This window comes from Curtobacterium sp. PhB172, assembly GCF_003752545.1.
Lineage (GTDB): Bacteria > Actinomycetota > Actinomycetes > Actinomycetales > Microbacteriaceae > Curtobacterium.
Map to the genome: position 1 here is coordinate 302230 of NZ_RKIF01000009.1, position 17925 is coordinate 320154.

General features: G+C 71.8%; 17 protein-coding genes. 9 read left to right on the forward strand and 8 right to left on the reverse strand.

Annotation, left to right across the window (positions count from 1 at the left end; genetic code table 11):
• Positions 1-53 precede the first annotated feature (53 nt).
• Entirely contained in the window at positions 54-257 is a 204-nt protein-coding gene (locus EDF42_RS13765) for a hypothetical protein (protein WP_123672723.1), read from the forward strand.
• A gap of 26 nt (positions 258-283) precedes the next feature.
• Here the strand turns inward: EDF42_RS13765 and EDF42_RS13770 are convergent, their stop codons facing one another.
• Entirely contained in the window at positions 284-547 is a 264-nt protein-coding gene (locus EDF42_RS13770; protein WP_123672725.1) for a hypothetical protein, read from the reverse strand.
• Positions 548-622: 75 nt separating this feature from the next.
• On the opposite strand from EDF42_RS13770, the gene EDF42_RS13775 reads away from it, so the two are divergent.
• Positions 623-1582, forward strand: a complete 960-nt coding sequence (locus EDF42_RS13775) for an SDR family oxidoreductase (RefSeq protein ID WP_123672727.1) — start codon at positions 623-625, stop codon at positions 1580-1582.
• A gap of 113 nt (positions 1583-1695) precedes the next feature.
• Here the strand turns inward: EDF42_RS13775 and EDF42_RS13780 are convergent, their stop codons facing one another.
• Complete coding sequence (locus EDF42_RS13780; RefSeq protein WP_123672729.1) at positions 1696-2922, reverse strand: cobalamin-independent methionine synthase II family protein; 1227 nt, start codon at positions 2920-2922, stop codon at positions 1696-1698.
• Positions 2923-3001: 79 nt separating this feature from the next.
• Between EDF42_RS13780 and EDF42_RS13785 the strand changes: the two genes are divergently transcribed.
• Positions 3002-4009 carry a transporter gene (locus tag EDF42_RS13785; protein WP_123672731.1) on the forward strand — a complete coding sequence of 336 codons (1008 nt, stop codon included), beginning with the start codon at positions 3002-3004 and terminating at the stop codon, positions 4007-4009.
• Between the two features lie 104 nt (positions 4010-4113).
• Here the strand turns inward: EDF42_RS13785 and EDF42_RS13790 are convergent, their stop codons facing one another.
• Genes EDF42_RS13790 through EDF42_RS13810 form a run of 5 tightly spaced genes read right to left on the reverse strand, consistent with a single transcriptional unit; the run spans position 4114 to position 9559 of the window.
• The gene (locus EDF42_RS13790) at positions 4114-5136 is read right to left on the reverse strand and encodes a Gfo/Idh/MocA family protein (RefSeq protein WP_123672733.1); all 1023 of its coding nucleotides are present in this window, start codon (positions 5134-5136) and stop codon (positions 4114-4116) included.
• A 44-nt stretch (positions 5137-5180) separates the two neighbouring features.
• Positions 5181-6185: a Gfo/Idh/MocA family protein gene (locus EDF42_RS13795; protein WP_123672735.1), complete on the reverse strand. Its 1005-nt coding sequence runs from the start codon at positions 6183-6185 to the stop codon at positions 5181-5183.
• A gap of 39 nt (positions 6186-6224) precedes the next feature.
• The gene (locus EDF42_RS13800) at positions 6225-7616 is read right to left on the reverse strand and encodes an ABC transporter substrate-binding protein (RefSeq protein ID WP_185040961.1); all 1392 of its coding nucleotides are present in this window, start codon (positions 7614-7616) and stop codon (positions 6225-6227) included.
• The gene (locus EDF42_RS13805; protein ID WP_123672739.1) at positions 7613-8557 is read right to left on the reverse strand and encodes a carbohydrate ABC transporter permease; all 945 of its coding nucleotides are present in this window, start codon (positions 8555-8557) and stop codon (positions 7613-7615) included. The genes EDF42_RS13800 and EDF42_RS13805 overlap by 4 nt, the downstream gene beginning before the upstream one ends.
• A 3-nt stretch (positions 8558-8560) precedes the next feature.
• The gene (locus tag EDF42_RS13810; RefSeq protein WP_123672741.1) at positions 8561-9559 is read right to left on the reverse strand and encodes a carbohydrate ABC transporter permease; all 999 of its coding nucleotides are present in this window, start codon (positions 9557-9559) and stop codon (positions 8561-8563) included.
• 134 nt (positions 9560-9693) lie between these two features.
• On the opposite strand from EDF42_RS13810, the gene EDF42_RS13815 reads away from it, so the two are divergent.
• Together EDF42_RS13815 and EDF42_RS13820 are read left to right on the forward strand one after the other, a co-directional pair.
• Positions 9694-10974 carry an ROK family transcriptional regulator gene (locus EDF42_RS13815; protein WP_185040963.1) on the forward strand — a complete coding sequence of 427 codons (1281 nt, stop codon included), beginning with the start codon at positions 9694-9696 and terminating at the stop codon, positions 10972-10974.
• 93 nt (positions 10975-11067) lie between these two features.
• Positions 11068-11877 (forward strand): DUF1684 domain-containing protein, encoded by an 810-nt coding sequence (locus EDF42_RS13820; protein WP_123672746.1) that lies wholly within the window; start codon positions 11068-11070, stop codon positions 11875-11877.
• Positions 11878-12068: 191 nt separating this feature from the next.
• On the opposite strand, the gene EDF42_RS13825 is transcribed toward EDF42_RS13820, so the two are convergent.
• Positions 12069-12629 (reverse strand): histidine phosphatase family protein, encoded by a 561-nt coding sequence (locus EDF42_RS13825; RefSeq protein WP_221181029.1) that lies wholly within the window; start codon positions 12627-12629, stop codon positions 12069-12071.
• Between the two features lie 49 nt (positions 12630-12678).
• On the opposite strand from EDF42_RS13825, the gene EDF42_RS13830 reads away from it, so the two are divergent.
• The 4 genes from EDF42_RS13830 (at position 12679) to EDF42_RS13845 (ending at position 17738) form a co-directional block, all read left to right on the forward strand.
• On the forward strand, positions 12679-14163 hold the full coding sequence (locus EDF42_RS13830; protein ID WP_123672750.1) for a reverse transcriptase family protein: 1485 nt from the start codon (positions 12679-12681) through the stop codon (positions 14161-14163).
• A 94-nt stretch (positions 14164-14257) separates the two neighbouring features.
• Positions 14258-15478, forward strand: coding sequence for an acyl-CoA dehydrogenase family protein (locus tag EDF42_RS13835; RefSeq protein WP_123672752.1), 1221 nt, complete (start codon positions 14258-14260; stop codon positions 15476-15478).
• A gap of 164 nt (positions 15479-15642) precedes the next feature.
• Positions 15643-16464 (forward strand): LLM class flavin-dependent oxidoreductase, encoded by an 822-nt coding sequence (locus EDF42_RS13840; RefSeq protein WP_185040965.1) that lies wholly within the window; start codon positions 15643-15645, stop codon positions 16462-16464.
• The gene (locus EDF42_RS13845) at positions 16461-17738 is read left to right on the forward strand and encodes an LLM class flavin-dependent oxidoreductase (protein ID WP_221181030.1); all 1278 of its coding nucleotides are present in this window, start codon (positions 16461-16463) and stop codon (positions 17736-17738) included. The genes EDF42_RS13840 and EDF42_RS13845 overlap by 4 nt, the downstream gene beginning before the upstream one ends.
• Positions 17739-17925 lie beyond the last annotated feature (187 nt).

A 17925-nucleotide genomic window follows, 5' to 3' on the forward strand; every position in this document is an offset into this window, starting at 1 on the left:
GACCGCACGGCGGGTTCGGCATGGGGGAGAATGGCCGGGTGAACGAGACGGGCATGCCGCGCTTCCGACGGATCTGGTCGACCGTGCAGGTCGGCGTGCTGGCGATCGCCGTTGCCTTCTGCATCGTGATGCTCGTGATCGGGCAGGGGAAGCTCGACCGCGTCTACGCCGTCGCCGCGATCTTCTTCGGCCTGGCGCTCGTCGGGCACAGCACGTACCTCTGGCTGCTCGCCCGGAACGCCCGCGCCGGACGCTGACCCGGGCGCCGACGGCTTTGCTCCGGTTACACGCCGAAGCGCAGTGCGAGCGGCACGAGCAAGCCAGCCACCCAGACGAGCACCATCACGAGCGCACCGATCGCGATGAACCGACGGCGACGACGCAGCTTCGGACTCCGCTCCTCGCCCCACATCTGTGCGCGGACGAGCACCCGGTTCGCCTGCTCGACGACCTTGCGGACCTCGGGGTCGTCCAGCTCGAGGGCACCGGACCGGGCGTGTTCGGCGATGACCGTGGCTTCGTCGACGGTCAGGTCGTCCTTGCGCATGCTCCATCCTCGCACCGGGGCGAGGGGTACGGCCCGTCTGTGCGGGAACGGACCAGCAGCGCGTACCAAGGACGCATGGGACATCGGTACCGCGGGAAGATCGTCGTCGTCACCGGAGCATCGAGCGGCATCGGGAGGGCCGCGGCGCACGAGTTCGCCCGACAGGGTGCGACGCTCGTGCTCGCCGCACGCGGCCACGACTCCCTCGAGGCCGCCGCCGCCGAGTGCCGTGCACTCGGGGCCGATGCGGTCGCGATCCCGACGGACGTCGCCGACGAGCACCAGGTCGAGGACCTCATCGGCACGGTGACGAGTCGGCACGGGCGGATCGACGTCTTCGTCGGCAACGCGGCCCTGTTCGTCTACGGCCTGTTCGAGCAGACCCCCACCGAGGCGTTCAAACGGGTCGTCGACACGAACCTCTACGGCCATCTCAACGCGATCACGCACCTGCTCCCGCACTGGAAGCAGCGCGGCACGGGCACGTACGTGCTCGTCGGCTCGATCCAGTCGCTGCTGTCGGCGCCCTACCAGTCGGCCTACGTCACGAGCAAGCACGCGGCGCTCGGCCTGATCGACGTCCTCGGTGACGAGTTCGCGCACACCGGCATCCGCTTCACCACGCTGCTGCCGTCGACGATCGACACGCCGATCTACCAGAACGGCGCCAACTACACCGGCAAGAACTCGCACCCGCTGCCGCCGACGGTCTCGGTCGAGCGCGCGGGTCGTGCCGTCGTGACCGCCGCCACACACCCGAAGCGGTACCGCTACGTCGGCCGCATCCAGGCGTCGCTCGTCCCGCTGCAGTACGTGTTCCCGGGGCTGTTCCACAAGATCACGAAGCCCATGGTCGAGACCTTCGCGCTGCGCGGGAAGGGCGGCCCGACCGACGGCAACCTCTACGCCCCGGCGGACGCCGGCAACTCCACGAACGGTGGCTGGGTCGCGAAGCGGCGGCGTGTCACGCGCCCGCTCGTGTGGCTCGGCGCTGCCGCGGTCGGAGCGGTCGTGCTCGGCCGCGCACGGCGGTAGCCCGTACGGAAACGGGCGTACCTGCACGAACCGGGCGTACCTGCCGTGTTCTTCTGGGCAGGTACGCCCGTTCTCGCTTGCTACCGCAGCCGTTCTGGGAAGGAACGTGCGGCTCAGAAGAGCTTCGCGCTCGCGCGGCGTGCCCCCTCGCCGAGCGACTCGAGCTTCGCGGCGGCGATCTGCGGGTGGATGCGGCCGCCCAGGCCGCAGTCGGTGCCGGCGATGACGCGCTCACGCCCGACCACCGAGGCGAAGCGCTCGATGCGCTGCGCGACCAGGTCGGGATGCTCGACGACGTTCGTGGCGTGCCCGACGACGCCGGGGACGATCACCTTGCCATCGGGCAGTGGGACGTCCTGCCACACGGTCCACTCGTGTTCGTGGCGGGCGTTCGCGGCCTCGAACGAGTACGCGCCAGCGTCGATGTCGAGCATCAGGTCGACGATGTGGCGGAGCTCGATGTCGGTGGTGTGCGGACCGTGCCACGAGCCCCAGCACAGGTGGAAGCGGACGCGGCTGGTGTCCAGGCCCGTGAGCGCGTGGTTGAGCGCCTCGACGCGGATGCGGGTGAAGGCGCGGTAGTCCTCGAGGCTCGGCTCCGGGTTGATCTGGTCCCAGTTCTCGGCGATCGAGGGGTCGTCGATCTGCAGCACGAGGCCCGCGTCGAGGATGATCCGGTACTCCTCGCGCAGGGCGTCGGCCCAGGCCCAGATGTGCTCTTCGTCGGTGGCGTAGTACTCGTTCGCGACCCGGGCGGCGGAGCCGGGGGAGAGCGCCGTGATGAAGCCGTTCGCGGCACCGGCTGCCTCGACGGCGTGCTCGAGGTTGGCGGCGTCGGTGCGTGCGGCCTCGTGCCCGGTGTAGACGATCGGGCCGGTCGTGGTGGGGAACGCGGTGGCGTTCTTGCCGGTGCCGATGCCCGACGCCGGGTCGGTGTAGGCCTCGCGGAAGATCGTCCAGTCGCGACGGTCCGGGAAGCTGGTCAGCTGCACGTTGCCCGGGCTCGAGCGGACCGGCTCCTGCGTGAAGATGTCGGCGTCCGTGAGCGAGAGCCCGCTGACGCGCTGGAACGAGTAGCCCCACCACGCGCCGTAGTCGACGCTGTTCGACATCGCCTTGCCGAACTCGCCATCACCCGGCTGCGTGATGCCGAGGGCGGTCTGGCGGGCGACGACGTCGTCGACGGCCGCGCTCGTCATCGCGCGGACCTCGTCGGTGGTCTCGAGCGTGAAGCCGTCGGCGCCCACGGGGCGGGCGGCGTTCGCGGCGATGAGCTCCGGCGTGCGCGGGAGCGACCCGGCGGTGGTGGCCTGGACGTGGTCGGTGTTCTCGAAGGGCATGGGCCCAATGTGCCACGGGGCGCCTCCGAGCCGGGCTCCGTTCCGTGGCACGACGCGAGCCGGGGAGAATGGGATCCCTATGCCCAGTGCACGCCCGACCTCCCGCATCCCGCTCAACACCCTCGCCGCACCGTTCGGCCTGGCCGGCTTCGCGGAGACCTGGTCGTACGCGGCACCCGTCCTCGGCGTGCCGTCCGTCGTTCCGCAGGTGTTCTGGGTGGTCGCGGCGGTGGCGTGGTCGTGGTTGCTCGGCGCGCACGTCCTGCGGGGCGTCCGGGTCGACGAACGCCTGGTCGACCAGCTCCGTCACCCCGCGCAGGGCCCGATCGCGGCCCTGGTCCCCGCGACGGCGATGCTCCTCGGCGTCGACCTCGCGCGGTTCTGGGAGATCGGGGGGCAGGTCCTCGTGGTGCTCGCGGTGGCGGTCGCTGCCGGGTTCGCGGCGTGGTTGCTGAGCACGTGGTTCGAGGGGCGCCTGACCCTGGAGGCCGTGCACGGCGGCTACCTGCTGCCGACGGTCGCCGCGGCCCTCGTCGCCGCCGTCGCCACGCACGAGGTCGGTGTGGGATGGCTGTCCTGGGCGTGCTTCGGCGTCGGTGTGTTCTTCTGGGGCGTGATGACCGGACTGCTCCTCATCCGGCTGTCGTTCCGCCCCGCACTGCCCGACCCGCTCGTCCCCACGATGGCGATCCTCGTGGCTCCGCCCGCGGTGGCGACGGTGTCCCTGTTCGCGCTCACCGACGACGCCCGAACCCTGCCCGTGCAGGCGATCGCGGGCCTCGGGGTCCTCATGCTCCTCGTGCAGCTCGCCCTGCTGCCCCGGTACGTCCGGCTCGGGTTCTCGCTCGGGTTCTGGTCGTTCGTGTTCCCGGCTGCGGCGGTCGCGACGGCGGCGATCGAGTGGTTCCGGGTGCTCGACCTGCCGGTGGCGTGGGTGCCCACGACCGTGCTGCTCGTCCTGCTCACCCTGCTCGTCGTCGTGGTCGGGGTGCGGTCGCTGAGCCTGGCCGCGCGGCACCTGCTCGGGCAGGCCGAGTCGGTGCTGCACGCCGCCGACGACGAGGACGCGGCACCCGCGACGCAGTGACGGTGCCGTGGTGCGTCAGCACCCGCTCTGCGACGAACCACGCGTCGAACGACTCGTGGATCGTCGCGGAACGGGTGTGCAGTGCGACGCGACCGCGCGAGGGATCAGGCGCTGACGGTCTCGTCCGCCGTCAGCACCGGGGCGATGGTCCCCGTCCGGGCACCTTCGTACGCCGCCAGGATCATGCCGAGCACCGCGATGCCCTCGCGCTCGGTGTGGATCGGCCGCGTGCCGTCGCGCAGGCACGCCCCGAACGCGCCGATCTCGGCCGCGAAGGTGTCGACCTCGTCGAAGGTGACCGACTCGCTCGTGCCGTCCCGCAGGTCCCACCGCAGCGTGGTGCCGTCGCTCGTCAGGGCGCCGTGTTCGCCGACGACGCTGAACCGCTCGGTGCCGGCGGCCGGATCGTACGCCCAGCTCGTCACGAGCTGGCCCACGGCGCCGTTGTCGAAGCGGAACAGGGCCTGCGCCGAGTCCTCACCCTCCATGAACGCCAACCGGTGCGTGGAGAGCATCGCGGTGGCCTGCACGGGGACGCCGCCGGCCAGGTGCATCAGCAGGTAGCTCGGGTGGTACCCCGTGTCGATGAGCTCGCCGCCGCCGCTCGTCGACGCGTGGGCACGCCACCCCATGTTCGACGGGTCGAACTCGTTGCGGAACGAGTCGGTGGTGCGGACCTCGTAGACGGTGCCGAGGGCCCCGCCGTCGATGAGTTCCCTGGCCTTGGCGACCGCGGGCATGAACAGCTGGTTGTGCGCGCACATCAGGGTGATGCCGGACTCGGAGACCGCGCGCTGCACGTCGGCGGCCTCGTCGGGGCTCAGGCACAACGGCTTCTCGCACAGGACGTGCTTGCCCGCCTTCGCCGCGGCGACGATCGCGTCGCGGTGCAGGTGGTGCGGCAGGCAGATGTCGACGGCGTCGATGTCCGCCTGCTCGAGCATGGCGAGGTAGTCGGTGAAGAACGGGACGCCGAGCTCCGCCCCGCGCTCCTCGGCCGTGGCCGCGAACGCGTCGGCGACCGCGGCGATGCGGATCGTGTCGGGGTGCTCGGCGTAGCCTGCGATGTGCGCGGACGCGATGCCGCCCCCGCCGATGAGGCCGACGCGGATGATGTCGCTGGACATGGTGACTCCTGTGGTTGGTTCGAGGTGCTGGACTGCTGGGACGGTCAGGCGGGTGCGCCGACGAGGGCGTCACTCGTCGCGGGCTGACCCGCGGCGTCGTTCGCGGCGACCACGAGGCGGGTGAGCTCGACGGCGCGGGCGAGGTTGTCGTCGGCACGCGTGTCGGCGGCGATGTGGTCCACCCACTGACCGAAGGCGTCCTCGGTGTCGGCGGGGACGTCGAGGGTGACCGGCTCGTCGCCGTAGGCCGGGCCGCCGGCGGTGAGCCGGGCCTCCTGGTCGGAGTACGCGAGCCAGCCCCGGGTGCCGGCCACGTCGATCGTGAACGGTGTGCCCGCGACGAAGCCGGCCTCGATGACGCCGATCGCCTGCGAGGCGTAGCCGACGGTGACCACGGCGTGGTCCTCGACCGCGCGGCCGGTGTACGAGCGGTAGACGGCCTCGACCGTGTCGGGGCGGGCACCGAGGAACAGCTGCGTCAGGTAGACGGGGTGGCAGCCGAGGTCGGTGAGGGCGCCGCCGATCGCCGTCGCCGGGTCGAAGAACCGCTCCGGCAGCCACGGTGCGACGGCACCGTCGTGCGAGAGCCGGACACGGGAGTACGTGACGTCGCCGAGGCGGCCCGCGTCGAGCTCGCGCCGGATCGCGGCCGTGTAGCCGTGGTACAGCCGCGGGAGCGAGACCACGAGCGTGACCCCGGCGGCGTCGCAGGCGGCGATGACCGCGTCGCACTCCTCGACGGTGGGGGCGAGGAGCTTCTCGGTGAAGACGTGCTTGCCAGCCGCTGCCGCGCGCTCGATCACGTCGCGGTGGACGTCGGTCGAGGTCGTGATCGTGACGGCGTCGACGTCGGTGCGGGCGAGCAACGCATCGAGGTCATCGGTGTACTCGACGCCGAACCGTTCGGCGCCGGCTCTGCCGCGCTCGGTGTCGTCGTCCCAGACGGCCACGAGCTCGGTGCCGGGGTGGTCGACGGTCTGCTGCGCGTAGTCGCCGGCGTGAACGTGCCAGAAGCCGAGGACGGCGACGCGCAAGGGGGTGGAGGGCATGGGTGTTCCTTTCGTGGTGGGCGACCAGAGCGTTCCCGCTCAGATCCGGACCTTGTCGTAGTCCTTGGGCAACTTGAACGGCGAGTAGGTCTGCATCATCGGGTCGACGCGGTTCTGGGCCCGCTCGACGGCTTCCTGCGGACTCGCGGTGCCGAGCAGGACGCTCGAGCGCGCGTCGGCGAGGGAGTCCCACCACGCGCCGCCGACGGGCAGCGGCGGGCGGCAGCTCGACGCACCCATCGACTCGACGAAGAACCGGATCGACTTGGCCGATCCCTTCGGGTCCTTGAGCGCCGCGATGTTCGACGGCACGCTCGTCGCGGGGACGACGTACGTCTCCTGGCCCTGCTTGCTCGTGAAGTACTTCATGAGCTCCCACACGGCCTTGTTCTTCTTCGAGCCCTTCGGCACGCACAGCGCGAAGCCACCGGACCACGTGTACTTGTCGCCGCCGTCCTGCTGGGTCGGCAGGTACGCGGTGCCCCAGTCGAGGTCCTTCGGCCCGTAGTTGTCGAACGTCTGGATCGTCGAGGGGACGCTGACCATGAACGCCATCCGGTCCGCCATGAACGCGGTCTGTCCCGGCGGGTGTCCCGTCGGCTCGTAGGTCGCGATGAAGGTGTCGGCGTCCTTGTAGCCGTACCGCTTCGCCCAGTCCTCGTAGAACTCGAAGATGCTGCGGACGCTCGTCGAGTCCATCGTCATCTTCGAGTCCTGCTGGTCGAAGTACGACGCACCGAGGCCGAGCCCCCACGTGAACGGCCAGCCTTCGCCGTACCAGGGGAGCAGTCCCATGTGGGTGTAGTTGCCACCGGACTTCTTCGTGATGCGTTCGCTGACGTCCCACATCCGGTCCATGCTCACCGGACCGTTGTGCTCCCAGTCGAACTCGTCGGGGTCGATCCCGGCGCCGGTGAGCATCTTCCGGTTCACGAACATGCCGCGGGCGTCGGTGTCGTGGGGGAGGCCGTAGGTCTTGCCCTGGTACGTGACCTCGCCGATCGTGAACCCGAGCCACTGCGCCAGGAACTCGTCCTTCGGCTGGTCCTCGAACTCCTCGATCATGTCGTCGATCGGTTCGATGAGGCCGATCGCCGCGTACTGCGCTGCGCTGAACCGATCGAGGAGCCACAGGTCGGGGGCGGTGCCGCCGCGCACGGCGGTGATGATGCTCGTGGCGTCGCCGGTGCCCTGCGACGGCACGACGTTGACCTTGACGTCGACCTCGGGGTGGATCTTGTTGAAGTCCTTGATCACCTTCGTCTGGAACGGCACGAACGTACCGGTGACACCCCAGATCGTGACCTGGTTCGGGTTGCTCCGGCCGCTCGAGCCGGAGGCGCACGATGCTGCGAGGAGCGCGAGCGCCCCCGCACCGCCCGTCGCGGCCGCACCGCGCAGGAACGTTCGTCGGTCGAATGCGCTGCTCACTTGAAGCTCCCGATCTGGACGCCCTTGATGAACGTCCGCTGGAACACGAAGAACAGGACCACGAGCGGCAGGATGATGAGCACCGATGCCGCCATCAGCTGGTTGAACTGGAAGTCCTGCGAGTTGTTGAGGCGGAAGATCTGGAGCCCGATGGACAGCGTCTGCACGTTCTCGTCCTGCAGGTAGATGAGCGGCCCGAGGAAGTCGTTCCAGGCACCCACCGCCGCGAAGATCCCGACCGTGACGAGCGCCGCCTTGGCCTGCGGGAAGACGATCCGCCAGAGGATGCCCCACTCGGAGGCGCCGTCCATCCGCGCCGCGTTGAGCAGGTCCTTCGGGATCTGCAGCAGGAACTGCCGCAGCAGGAACACGTAGAACGCGGACCCGAACAGACTCGGCACGATCAGGGGCAGGAAGGTGTTGATCCAGCCGAGTCGGGCGTACAGGTCGAACATCGGGATGAGCGTGACGGGGAACGGGATGAACAGCGTGGCGAGCACGATGTAGAACACCTTGTCGCGGCCGCGCCACTCGAGGCACGAGAACCCGTACGCGATCACGAGGTTCGACACCATCGAGAAGAGCGTCACGCAGACCGTGATGATGAGCGTGTTCCGGAAGAACGTGAAGAACGGCATCGCGTCGATCGCCTTGCCGAAGTTCGACCAGTCGAGCCACTGCGGGAACCAGGTGGGCGGGAAGGCACCGAGTTCGGAGTTGCCCTTCAGCGCCGAGATGACCATCCAGTAGATCGGGATGAGGAACAGCAGGCTCATCGCGATGAGGAGCACGCGGGCGAGGACGGACGACCACGGCGAGCGGATCGAGCCGTCGGCGTTCCGGGAGCGGTCGTCGGCACCCTTGCGACCACGGGGCCGGACGGACTCGATCGACGAGGTGACGGTGTCGCGGTCCGGGTGTCGTTCAGTGCGCAGTGTCATCGGTCACTCCCCGGTCACGTCGTAGTTGACGAAGCGCTTGGACAGCCAGTACACGAGCCCGGACAGGATCATGCCGGCCAGGAACAGCAGCACGGCCATGGCGCTGGCGAAGCCGAGCTGCGCGTAGCTGAACGCGTTCTTGTAGAGGTAGAGCATGTAGAACAACGTCCCGTTGTCCGGGCTGCCGAGTCCTCCGGTGCCGGACGAGATCACGTACGCCTCGGTGAAGACCTGCAGGCCGTTGCTGATGCCGGTGATCAGGTTGAACAGGATCACGGGGGAGAGCAGCGGCAGCGTCAGCGCGAAGAACTGCCGGAGCGGTCCGGCCCCGTCCACGCGAGCGGCTTCGTACAGGGTCTTCGGGATCCCGCGCAGTCCGGCGAGGAAGATCAGCGCCGCGTTGCCGGCACCCATCTGGGCGAGCGCGACGATGACGAGCTTCGCCGTGGTCGGGTCGCCGAGCAGGTTCGTGGCCGGGATCCCGACGAGCTTCATGACCTGGTTGACGAGGCCGGTCTGCGGGTTGACGAGCACCACGAAGATGAACGCCAGCGCGAAGGTCGGGATGAGCGACGGGATGTAGAGGGCCGTCCGGTACCAGCCGATCTCGCGGACGTCCTGGTTCATCGCGATGGCGATCACGATGGCGATGACGATCCCGACGGGCACCGCGATGACGGCGTAGAACAGGGTGTTGCCGACCGCGGTGTGCACGAGCGGGTCGATGAACGCGGCGACGTAGTTGGCGAACCCGACCCAGGTGATGTCGGCCATGCCCGAGTACCGGGTCAGGCTGATCGCGAACGAGTAGATCAGGGGGTAGGCGATGAACACCAGCACACCGAGGATCCACGGCGAGATGAACGCGATGCCGACGCGCAGCCGGCGCTTCTCGGCCGGTGTCCACGGGTGCTTCTCGCGTGGTCGTCGTCGGACGGTGGTGTCACCGCCCCGCGCCGTTCGCGGTGGTGCTGCTGTTCCGGATCGTGCGGTCGTCGTCACGAGCGTCCCTTCCGACCCCGTGCCACGACGGTGTGGCACAGGCGAACCCGTCTCCGGACGGGCGAACCGATCGCACCGTCGCGGTTTCAATCCAATTGATTGACAAATTCGTATGACCAGAGATGCTAGGGACCATGTCCGAGCCGCGTCAACCCCTTCCTGACACCGTGGTGCAGGGCAGAACGGGCGGCACGAACCTCGTGCGCGTCGGGGTCCAGAACCGTGCGCTGGTGCTCGATCTCGTCCGTCGCCGGGGACCGTTCGCCCGCGCCGAGCTGATGCGTGCGACCGGGCTCAGCGCGCAGACGGTGTCGAACATCGCAGCCGGACTCGTGGGATCGGGACTGGTGCGCGAGGTCCCCGGCGGTGGGCGGCAGCTCGAGGTCGTCGCGGGGTCGCGGTCGGCGATCGGGGTCCACCTCGACCCGGCGCACCTCGTCGTCGTGCGCACCGACCTGACCGGAGCCGTGCTGGCCGTCGAGCACGTCGACCTGGACGCCACGGACGACCCGGTGCGGACGCTCGACACGATGGCGGCGGCGGTGCACCGGGTCAGCGGCGACGGCAGTCGGGCCCGCTCGCGCACCGGCGTGCCCGCCCCTGCCGGCATCGGCCTCGCCGTCCCCGGCTCCATCGACCCCGACGGCGTCCGGATGGGCACCCCCGCGCAGTTGCCCGCCTGGTGGTCACTGCCGGTCACCGACGAGCTCGCCGCCCGGACGGGTCTGCCGGTGCGCCTCGAGAAGGACGGCGTCGCGAGCGCCCTCGGCGAGGTCTGGTCCGCTGCCGGCGCCGACGACTTGGTCTCCGTGTTCCTCGGCCACGGCATCAGCGCCGCGACGGTCGCCGCGGGCGAGGTGGTCCGCGGCGCCACCGGCAACGCCGGTGAGTTCGGCGGCATGCCGGTCGAGGCGCACGGCCGCTGGACCGAGGTCTGGGAAGCCTGCCAGCCCCTGCAACAGGTCCGGCGCGCCATCGCCGCCGGGCTGCTCCCCACGGGCATCCCGCTCGATCGCGCGAGCGACGTCCGGCACGCGTTCGAGCGGCTCTGCGCGAGGCCGTCCGCAGCGCCGCTGGTCGCCGAGGCCGGTGCAGCGCTCGGATCCGCGCTCGCCCACGTCGTCGAGCTGCTCGACGTGCCGCGCGTCGTGATCGGTGGCAGCGCGGCCCTCGCCGGCGGCGACGGCTTCATCGCGGCCGTCCGCGAGCGGCTCGCGGTCCGCCTGCCGCACGGACCGTTCCCGACGGTCGCGGCGACCGCCTTCGGCGAGGCCTCGGTGGCCCGTGGCGCCGCCTGCGCGGTGCTGCAAGCCGACCTCGCCGTGCCTGCCCCCGTCGGCCGCGGCACCGGCGTCGGTACGGGGCGTCGACCGGGAGGCCCGGTGCACGTCCGCAGCATCGCCCACCCCTGGTGAGCGGGACCGTCCAGGGCCTCGGGTCGGCCGTGCGCGTGACGTCGCGCGACGGGGACGTCGCGTTCGCGGCCCGGGCGTCGTAGCGTCGGGGGCATGAGCACGACGACGCCGACCGCACCCGACTCCGCCACCGAGTGGGCGGCCTGGCACGACGCCCACGAACGAGCCCGGGCGAGCGAGCACGGCTTCCTCGCCATCACGAGCATCCGGTGGCTGACGAGCACGCCCGAGCGGTTCGACGACGCCCCGGGCACGTGGTCGACGGGCGAGGACGGCCCCGTCGTCGAGCTCGCGGACGGCGAGACCATCACGGTCGACGGGCAGTCGGTCACCGGGACCCACCGCTTCGGACCACTGCCCGAGCGCTCGAGCACGAACGTCGTGTGGCAGGACGGCGACGAGACCGTCGTGGTCGAGGTCGCCCGGCGCGGCGGCAGCGACGTCATCCGGCCCCGGCACCCGGGCAACCCGACCCGGACCGAGTACCCCGGCACCCCGACGTACGAGCCATCGGACCGGTTCGTCGTCGACGCGCACTTCGAACCGTTCGACGTACCGCGCGAGGTCACCGTCGGCTCGGTCGTCGACGGGCTGCAGCACGTGTACTCGGCGTCGGGCGTGCTCACCTTCGACCTCGACGGGCCGCGGTCGCTGCTCGCGTTCAACGGGCACGGCGACGGTCTGCACGTCCTGTTCACCGACCGCACCAGCGGCGTGACGACGTACGCCGCGAACCGGAGCCTGGACATCGCCGCCCCGGATGCCGCCGGCGCGACCCGGATCGACTTCAACCGCGCGACGAACCTGCCGTGCGCGTACACCGCGCACGCCACGTGCCCGCTGCCGCCGGCCGAGAACCGGCTCGACGTCGCGGTCGAGGCCGGGGAGCGGCTGCCCGCCTGACCGGTGTCGCTCGGGCAGCGCCGCCGCTCGGTCGCCGTGAGCGGTCCGACGCGGAACGACGTCCTCGATGTCGTACGACGTCGAGGACGTCGTCCGTTGCGCGCGCGGGTCGTTGCAGCCGCGCGGAAGCGACAGGGCCGATGTCGTGCGACGTCCACGGTGTCGTTCGGCGTCGGTGGACGGCGCACGCCTCAGCTGAGGGGAACGCGCTGCCAGGTGCTCGTCGCCCGCCACGCCCGCGCATCGAACGCGAACACGCTGCCCATGCCGGGTTGGTCGAGCGCGCGTGACACCGGCGCTCCCGTCAGGGCAGCGAGGAGCAGCGCCCCGACCGCACCGTGGGACACGATGGTCGCGTCGCCCGCCGCAGTGAGCCGCCGGACCGCTCCGACGATGCGGGCCTGGGCGTCGACGGCCCGCTCCCATCCGCGGACCGATCGGGTCGGTTCTGCGAAGAACCGGTCGACGACACCCTCGAACTCGGCCGGCGGCAGGTAGCCCGTCGCGCTGCGGTCGATCTCGCCGAGCAGGGGATCCTGCGCGGGCACGAGCCCGACCGCGGCCCCGAGCAGCTCGGCGGTCTCGACGGCCTTGCGTTCCGTGCTCGACACGAGTGTCCGGACGCCCGGCTCCCAGGCCAGCGGACCCGACCGCGCTGCGCGTGCGCGTCCCGCTGCGGAGAGCCCCCACGACTCGATCGCGACGGCGGGCTCCACGACGACCTCGGCGTGGCTCAGGAAGTAGGAGACCATCCGCCGATCCTGGCACGGCATCCGCAGTGGTCCGCCGTAGGGTGAGCGCGTGGAGTTCCCGGGGGAGGCGGCCGGCGCGCGTGACGCGTCGACCTCTCCGGGGTCACCCCGGGGCACGCAGGACCAGCAGGACGACACGCCCCGAGCAGGCGAGCGCGCTCCGCGCGCGCCGCTGCACGGCGGCACCGACAGGTCCTCCGGGAACCCCACGCCCCTCTCCGTCGTCACCGCGGCGCTGGCAGATGCGTTCCTGACGGCCGAGCGGTGGGAGCCGGACGAGCTGGCGGCCGTCGGGTACGTGGTCGTCGGCGTCGAGCGCGCGTACGTCGGGCTCGCGGTCGCCGCTGCGCTCGAGGCGTACCCCCGGCCACCGGTGGACGCTCCGCGCCAGCTCGCCGCCGTGCTCGCCCTCGCACCGCGCCTCGTCGCACTGCACCGGTCGCGCGAGGACCGCCGGCCGGTCCGCGTGCTCGTCCACCGGGCCACCGCGGTGCGCGCACGACCGGAGACCGCGAGCCCGTTGCTCGTCGACACCCTGCCGGAGCTCGCCCGGGCGCTCGACCTGACCGTCGGCCGGCTGCTCTGGCTCGCCGACACCCGCGCGTGGAACCGTCGCTCCGGGCCCTCGAGCCCGCTCCACCACTACCGGCACGAGTGGATCACCCGACCCGGTCGAGCACCGCGCCTGCTCGAGAAGCCGATGGACATGCTCCGCCGCACACAACGGACGACCCTCGACGAACTCCTGACGATGCTGCCCGTGCACGATGCCGCGCACGGGTTCGTGGCCGGGCGGAGCGTCGTCACGGGAGCGGCCGTGCACACCGGCCAGCAGGTGGTGGTCACCGCCGACCTCACGTCGTTCTTCGCGAGCGTCAGGGCCCCGACGGTCTACGGCGTCTTCCGGGCCGCTGGGTTCGCTGAACCGCTCGCGCACGTGCTGACCGGGCTCTGCACCCACCGGGTGCCGGTGCACGTGCTCAGCGCGATGCCCGCCGGCGGCTCGCCGGAGGAACGCCACGCGCTGCGCCAGGCGTTGGCGACGGCGCACCTGCCCCAGGGCGCACCGACGTCACCGGCGCTGGCGAACACCGCGCTGCGGCACCTCGACGCCCGTCTGGCCGGGTGGGCCGGCGCCGTCGACGCGGTGTACACCCGCTACGCCGACGACCTGACGTTCAGTGGGGGCGACCGGCTGGCCGCACGACCGGATGCCTTCCTGCGGGGCGTCGACCGGATCGTGACCGAGCAGGGGCACCGCCTCAACCCGTCGAAGACCCGGGTGCGGCGCCGTGGGGTCCGGCAGTCGGTCACGGGCGTCGTGGTCAACGAGCGGCCGTCGCCCGGGCGCCGCGAGGTCGACCGGCTGCACGCCATCCTGCACAACGCCGTGGTGCACGGGCCGGCCTCCCAGAACCGTGCGGGACACCCGGATCTCCGCGCGCACTTGCTCGGGCGCATCGGGTGGGTCGAGCAGGTCAACCCGGGTCGGGCCCGACGGCTCCGCGAGGAGTTCGCGCGCATCGTGTGGTGAGTCAGTCTGCGCACCGTGTGACGTCCGGTTGCGCCCCGTTGCCCCGCGTTGCTGCGCCCGGCCGCGCGCCGCGCGCACTGGGTAGCGTGCCGCCATGTCTCCGAGTGAGCTCCCGGCCGACGACCGCTACGACGCGCTGATCGCGCCGCTCCGGCCCGTGATCGAGCGGATCGGTCTCGACGCCCGCCAGCGGGAACGCGAGGAGCGTCTCGCCACCGAGCAGCTCGGGTGGCTCGTCGACGCCGGCTTCGCACGGTGGCGGACACCGGTCGCGTGGGGCGGGGTCGGTGCCCGTCTGTCCGACGTGTTCCGCGCGATCGCCGAGATCGCCGAGGTCGACCCGAACCTGGCACACGTGTGGCGGAACCACTTCTCGTTCGTCGAGGACCGCGTGCACGCCGAGGGCACCGCGTTCGACCGTGCCATCGTCACGCGGCTCGGCGACGGCGAGTTCGTCGGCGGCGGGTGGAGCGAGTCGCCGAGCCCGTCCGGGGCGGACCTCGCCACGCGGATCGTCCGTGACCCGGGCGGGTCCTGGCGGCTGACCGGACAGAAGTTCTACTCGACGGGCAGCGTGTACGCCCGGTGGATCACGGTGCTGGCCGTCGACGACACCGGCACGAAGTCCGTCGCGCTCGTCGACGCGACCGACCCCGGCGTGCTGATCGGCGACGACTGGGACGGCTTCGGCCAGCGGATCACCGGCAGCGGGAGCGTGACCTACACCGACGTGCCGGTGCCCGACGAACGGGTGCTGCCGTACGCGACCCGGTACCCGTACCAGGAGCAGTACTACCAGACGGTGATGCACGCGATCCTGGTCGGCATCGGCCGCGCTGCCCTGCGCGAGGGCGTCGAGGCACTGCGGTCCCGGGCGCGCGGACACCACAACGGCACCGCGGCGGATCCGACCCACGATCCGGAGCTGCTGAGCGTGATCGGCACCGTCGACGCCCGGGTGCACGCCGCCGACGCCGCGTTCGTCGCGAGCCTCGGCCCGGTGGACGCGGCCGTCGACCGGCACACCGCCCTGCGTGCGGCGGGTGCGGACCCGTCGACGGACCCGGCGCTGCGCGCGGCGCTCGAGCGCAGCTGGGTCGCGGTGGCGCGCGCGCAGACCATCGTCACGGACGCCGTGCTCGACGCCACGACGCTGGTGTTCGACGCGCTCGGGTCCTCGGGGACGTTCCGCTCGCTCGGCCTCGACCGACACTGGCGGAACGCCCGCACCCTGGCGTCGCACAACCCGCGCGTGCACAAGCGCCGCATCGTCGCCGACCTGCTCGTCAACGGTGCGAGTCCGCTGGACCGCTGACGGCAGACCGCTTCGCCGTAACGGACCGTCACGGGGCGCAACCCGCAGACACCTGCGTGCAGCGTGCCGAGGTGAGCACCTACGGTCGGTGCACCGGCTCGCCACGGACGCTGGGGAGGTGACCGTGGCGGGCCGTTCTGCGCACCTCGAACGGGAGGACCACCGTGACCACCGCGCCCAGCGCCCCCGCACCACTCGTCGTCGCCGTCCCGGACGCGGACCTCGCCGCCGCGGCCGCCACACCCGGCGGCATCGCCCGGCTCGCGGCCCGCATCGTCGCTTCCGGAACGGCCGTCGTGGCAATCGGCACCGACCGCTTCGACCCGGCGACGAGCACCGGCCACCGGCTGGACCCGACGACCGCGGCGCTCACCCTCGGCCGTGCCCTGCCGGAGCACGGGTTCCTCGTCGCCGTGGCACCGACCCGCGAGCACCCGTACAACGTCGCACGCCGGGTGCTCTCGCTCGACCACGTCCTGGACGGCCGGGTGGGCATCGTCGTCGGAGCCCGGGACCACGGCGCACCGGCCCCCGGAGCACCGAGCGCCGGCGCACCGCACGACCCCGCCGAGTTCGCCCGCGTGCTCCGCGGGCTGTGGCGCACCTGGCCGCTCGACAGCATCGTCGGTGACCGCACGTCGGGTGTCTTCGCGCACACCGACCGGATCCGACCGCTCGACCACGACGGCGGGCCGGATGGCTACCGCGTCCGGGGACCGCTCACCACGCCGTCGAGCCGGCAGGGCGAACCCGTCCTCGCGGTCTGGCACGACGTCGACGTGCCCGGAGCGGACCTCACGCTCGGGGGCGCGGCGCACCCGCTCGCACCGCTGCCGGGGGAGACGGACGGGGCGGAGCCGCACCGGGCCTCCCGGTCGACCGTGACGCGACCTCCGCGACCGACACGACCGACACGACCGAGGCGCCCGACGCTCCGTGCCCTGCTCGGGCTCGCCGTGCCGGACGCCGCGGCGGTGACCGCGTGACGGGCGCAGGCGGCGACGCCGGCTTGATCCTCGGCGTGAACCTGCAGGGGTTCGGGCAGCGTCCGGCGGCCTGGCGGACCCAGGACGTCGACGCGACCGACCTGCTCACGGCGGAGTTCTGGGCTGACCTCGGGCGCACCGCCGAACGCGGCCTGCTCGACATGGTCTTCTTCGCCGACCACCCGGCGTTCGGCGACCCGAACGTCCGCGCGTACGGACTGCTCGAGCCGTTCGTGGCCCTCGGGGCGATCGCCGACGCGACGAACCACCTCGGGTTGGTCGGCACCGCGTCGACCACCTACAACGACCCGTTCGACATCGCCGAGCGGCTGCTGTCGCTGGACCTCGTGTCCGGCGGGCGCGTCGCCTGGAACGCCGTCACCACCTACGACCGCTCGGTCTCCGCGAACTTCGGTGTCGCGACGAACCCCGACCGGCCCGAGCGCTACGCCCGTGCCGGGGAGTTCGTCGACCTGGTGACGGCGCTCTGGCGGTCCGCCGCGACCGGGGTACCCGTCGTGCACCACGGCGAGTTCCTCGACCTCGAGGGCGTGCTCCGGGTCCCGCCGTCGGCGCAGTGGCACCCGGTCGTGTTCCAGGCCGGGGGATCGCCGCACGGTCGTGACCTGGCGGCGCGGGTCGCCGAGGGCGTCTTCGCCGTCGAGTTGACGCCGGAACCAGCCCGCGAGCACCTGCGCGCGGTCAAGGTCGCCGCCGAGACGTACGGCCGGAGCGCAGCGGACGTCGCCGTCGTGCCCGGACTGTCGCTCGTGCTCGGTAGCACCGAGGCCGAGGCGCAGCGCCGGTTCGACGAGCTCGAGGCCCTCGCGCCGGACGGCTACTCGCTCCGGGCGCTCGGGACGCACCTCGACGCCGACCTGTCAGGGCTCGACCTGGACGCGCCGATCCCGTCGGCGATCCTGGACCGCGAGGTCGACCCGGTCACCTACGGGCCCTCGCTCGGGTACCACGAGACGGTCGTGCGGTGGGTGCGCGCCAACAACACCTCGTTGCGGGACGTGCTGCGGGGCTTCGGCGGGTATGGCGCCCGGATCGTGGTCGGCACGCCCGAACAGGCCGCCGACACCATCGAGGACTGGTACCGCACCGGTGCCGCCGACGGCTTCAACCTGATGATCGACGAGTTCCCGCGGGGCCTCGAGACCGTCGTGGACGAGCTCGTGCCGATCCTGCAGCGCCGCAGGGTGTTCCACCGGTCGTACGAGGACGTGACGTTGCGCGGGCGGTTCGCGGCGCGCGCCCGGGGGCTTTGACCGCGCACCGTGCGAGGTCCGCGGAGCGGCCGCGCTGCAGCACGGTGCGCGAGCGTTGATCTGGTGCGAGGTTGGTCGCACCGTGCGGGCTTGCAGCCGCTCACGGAGCGAGCAACCTCGCACCGACCGACGGAGGCCGCACCGTGCGGACCGCGCCGCGCGCCGCGCGTCCCGCGCCGCGCGCCGC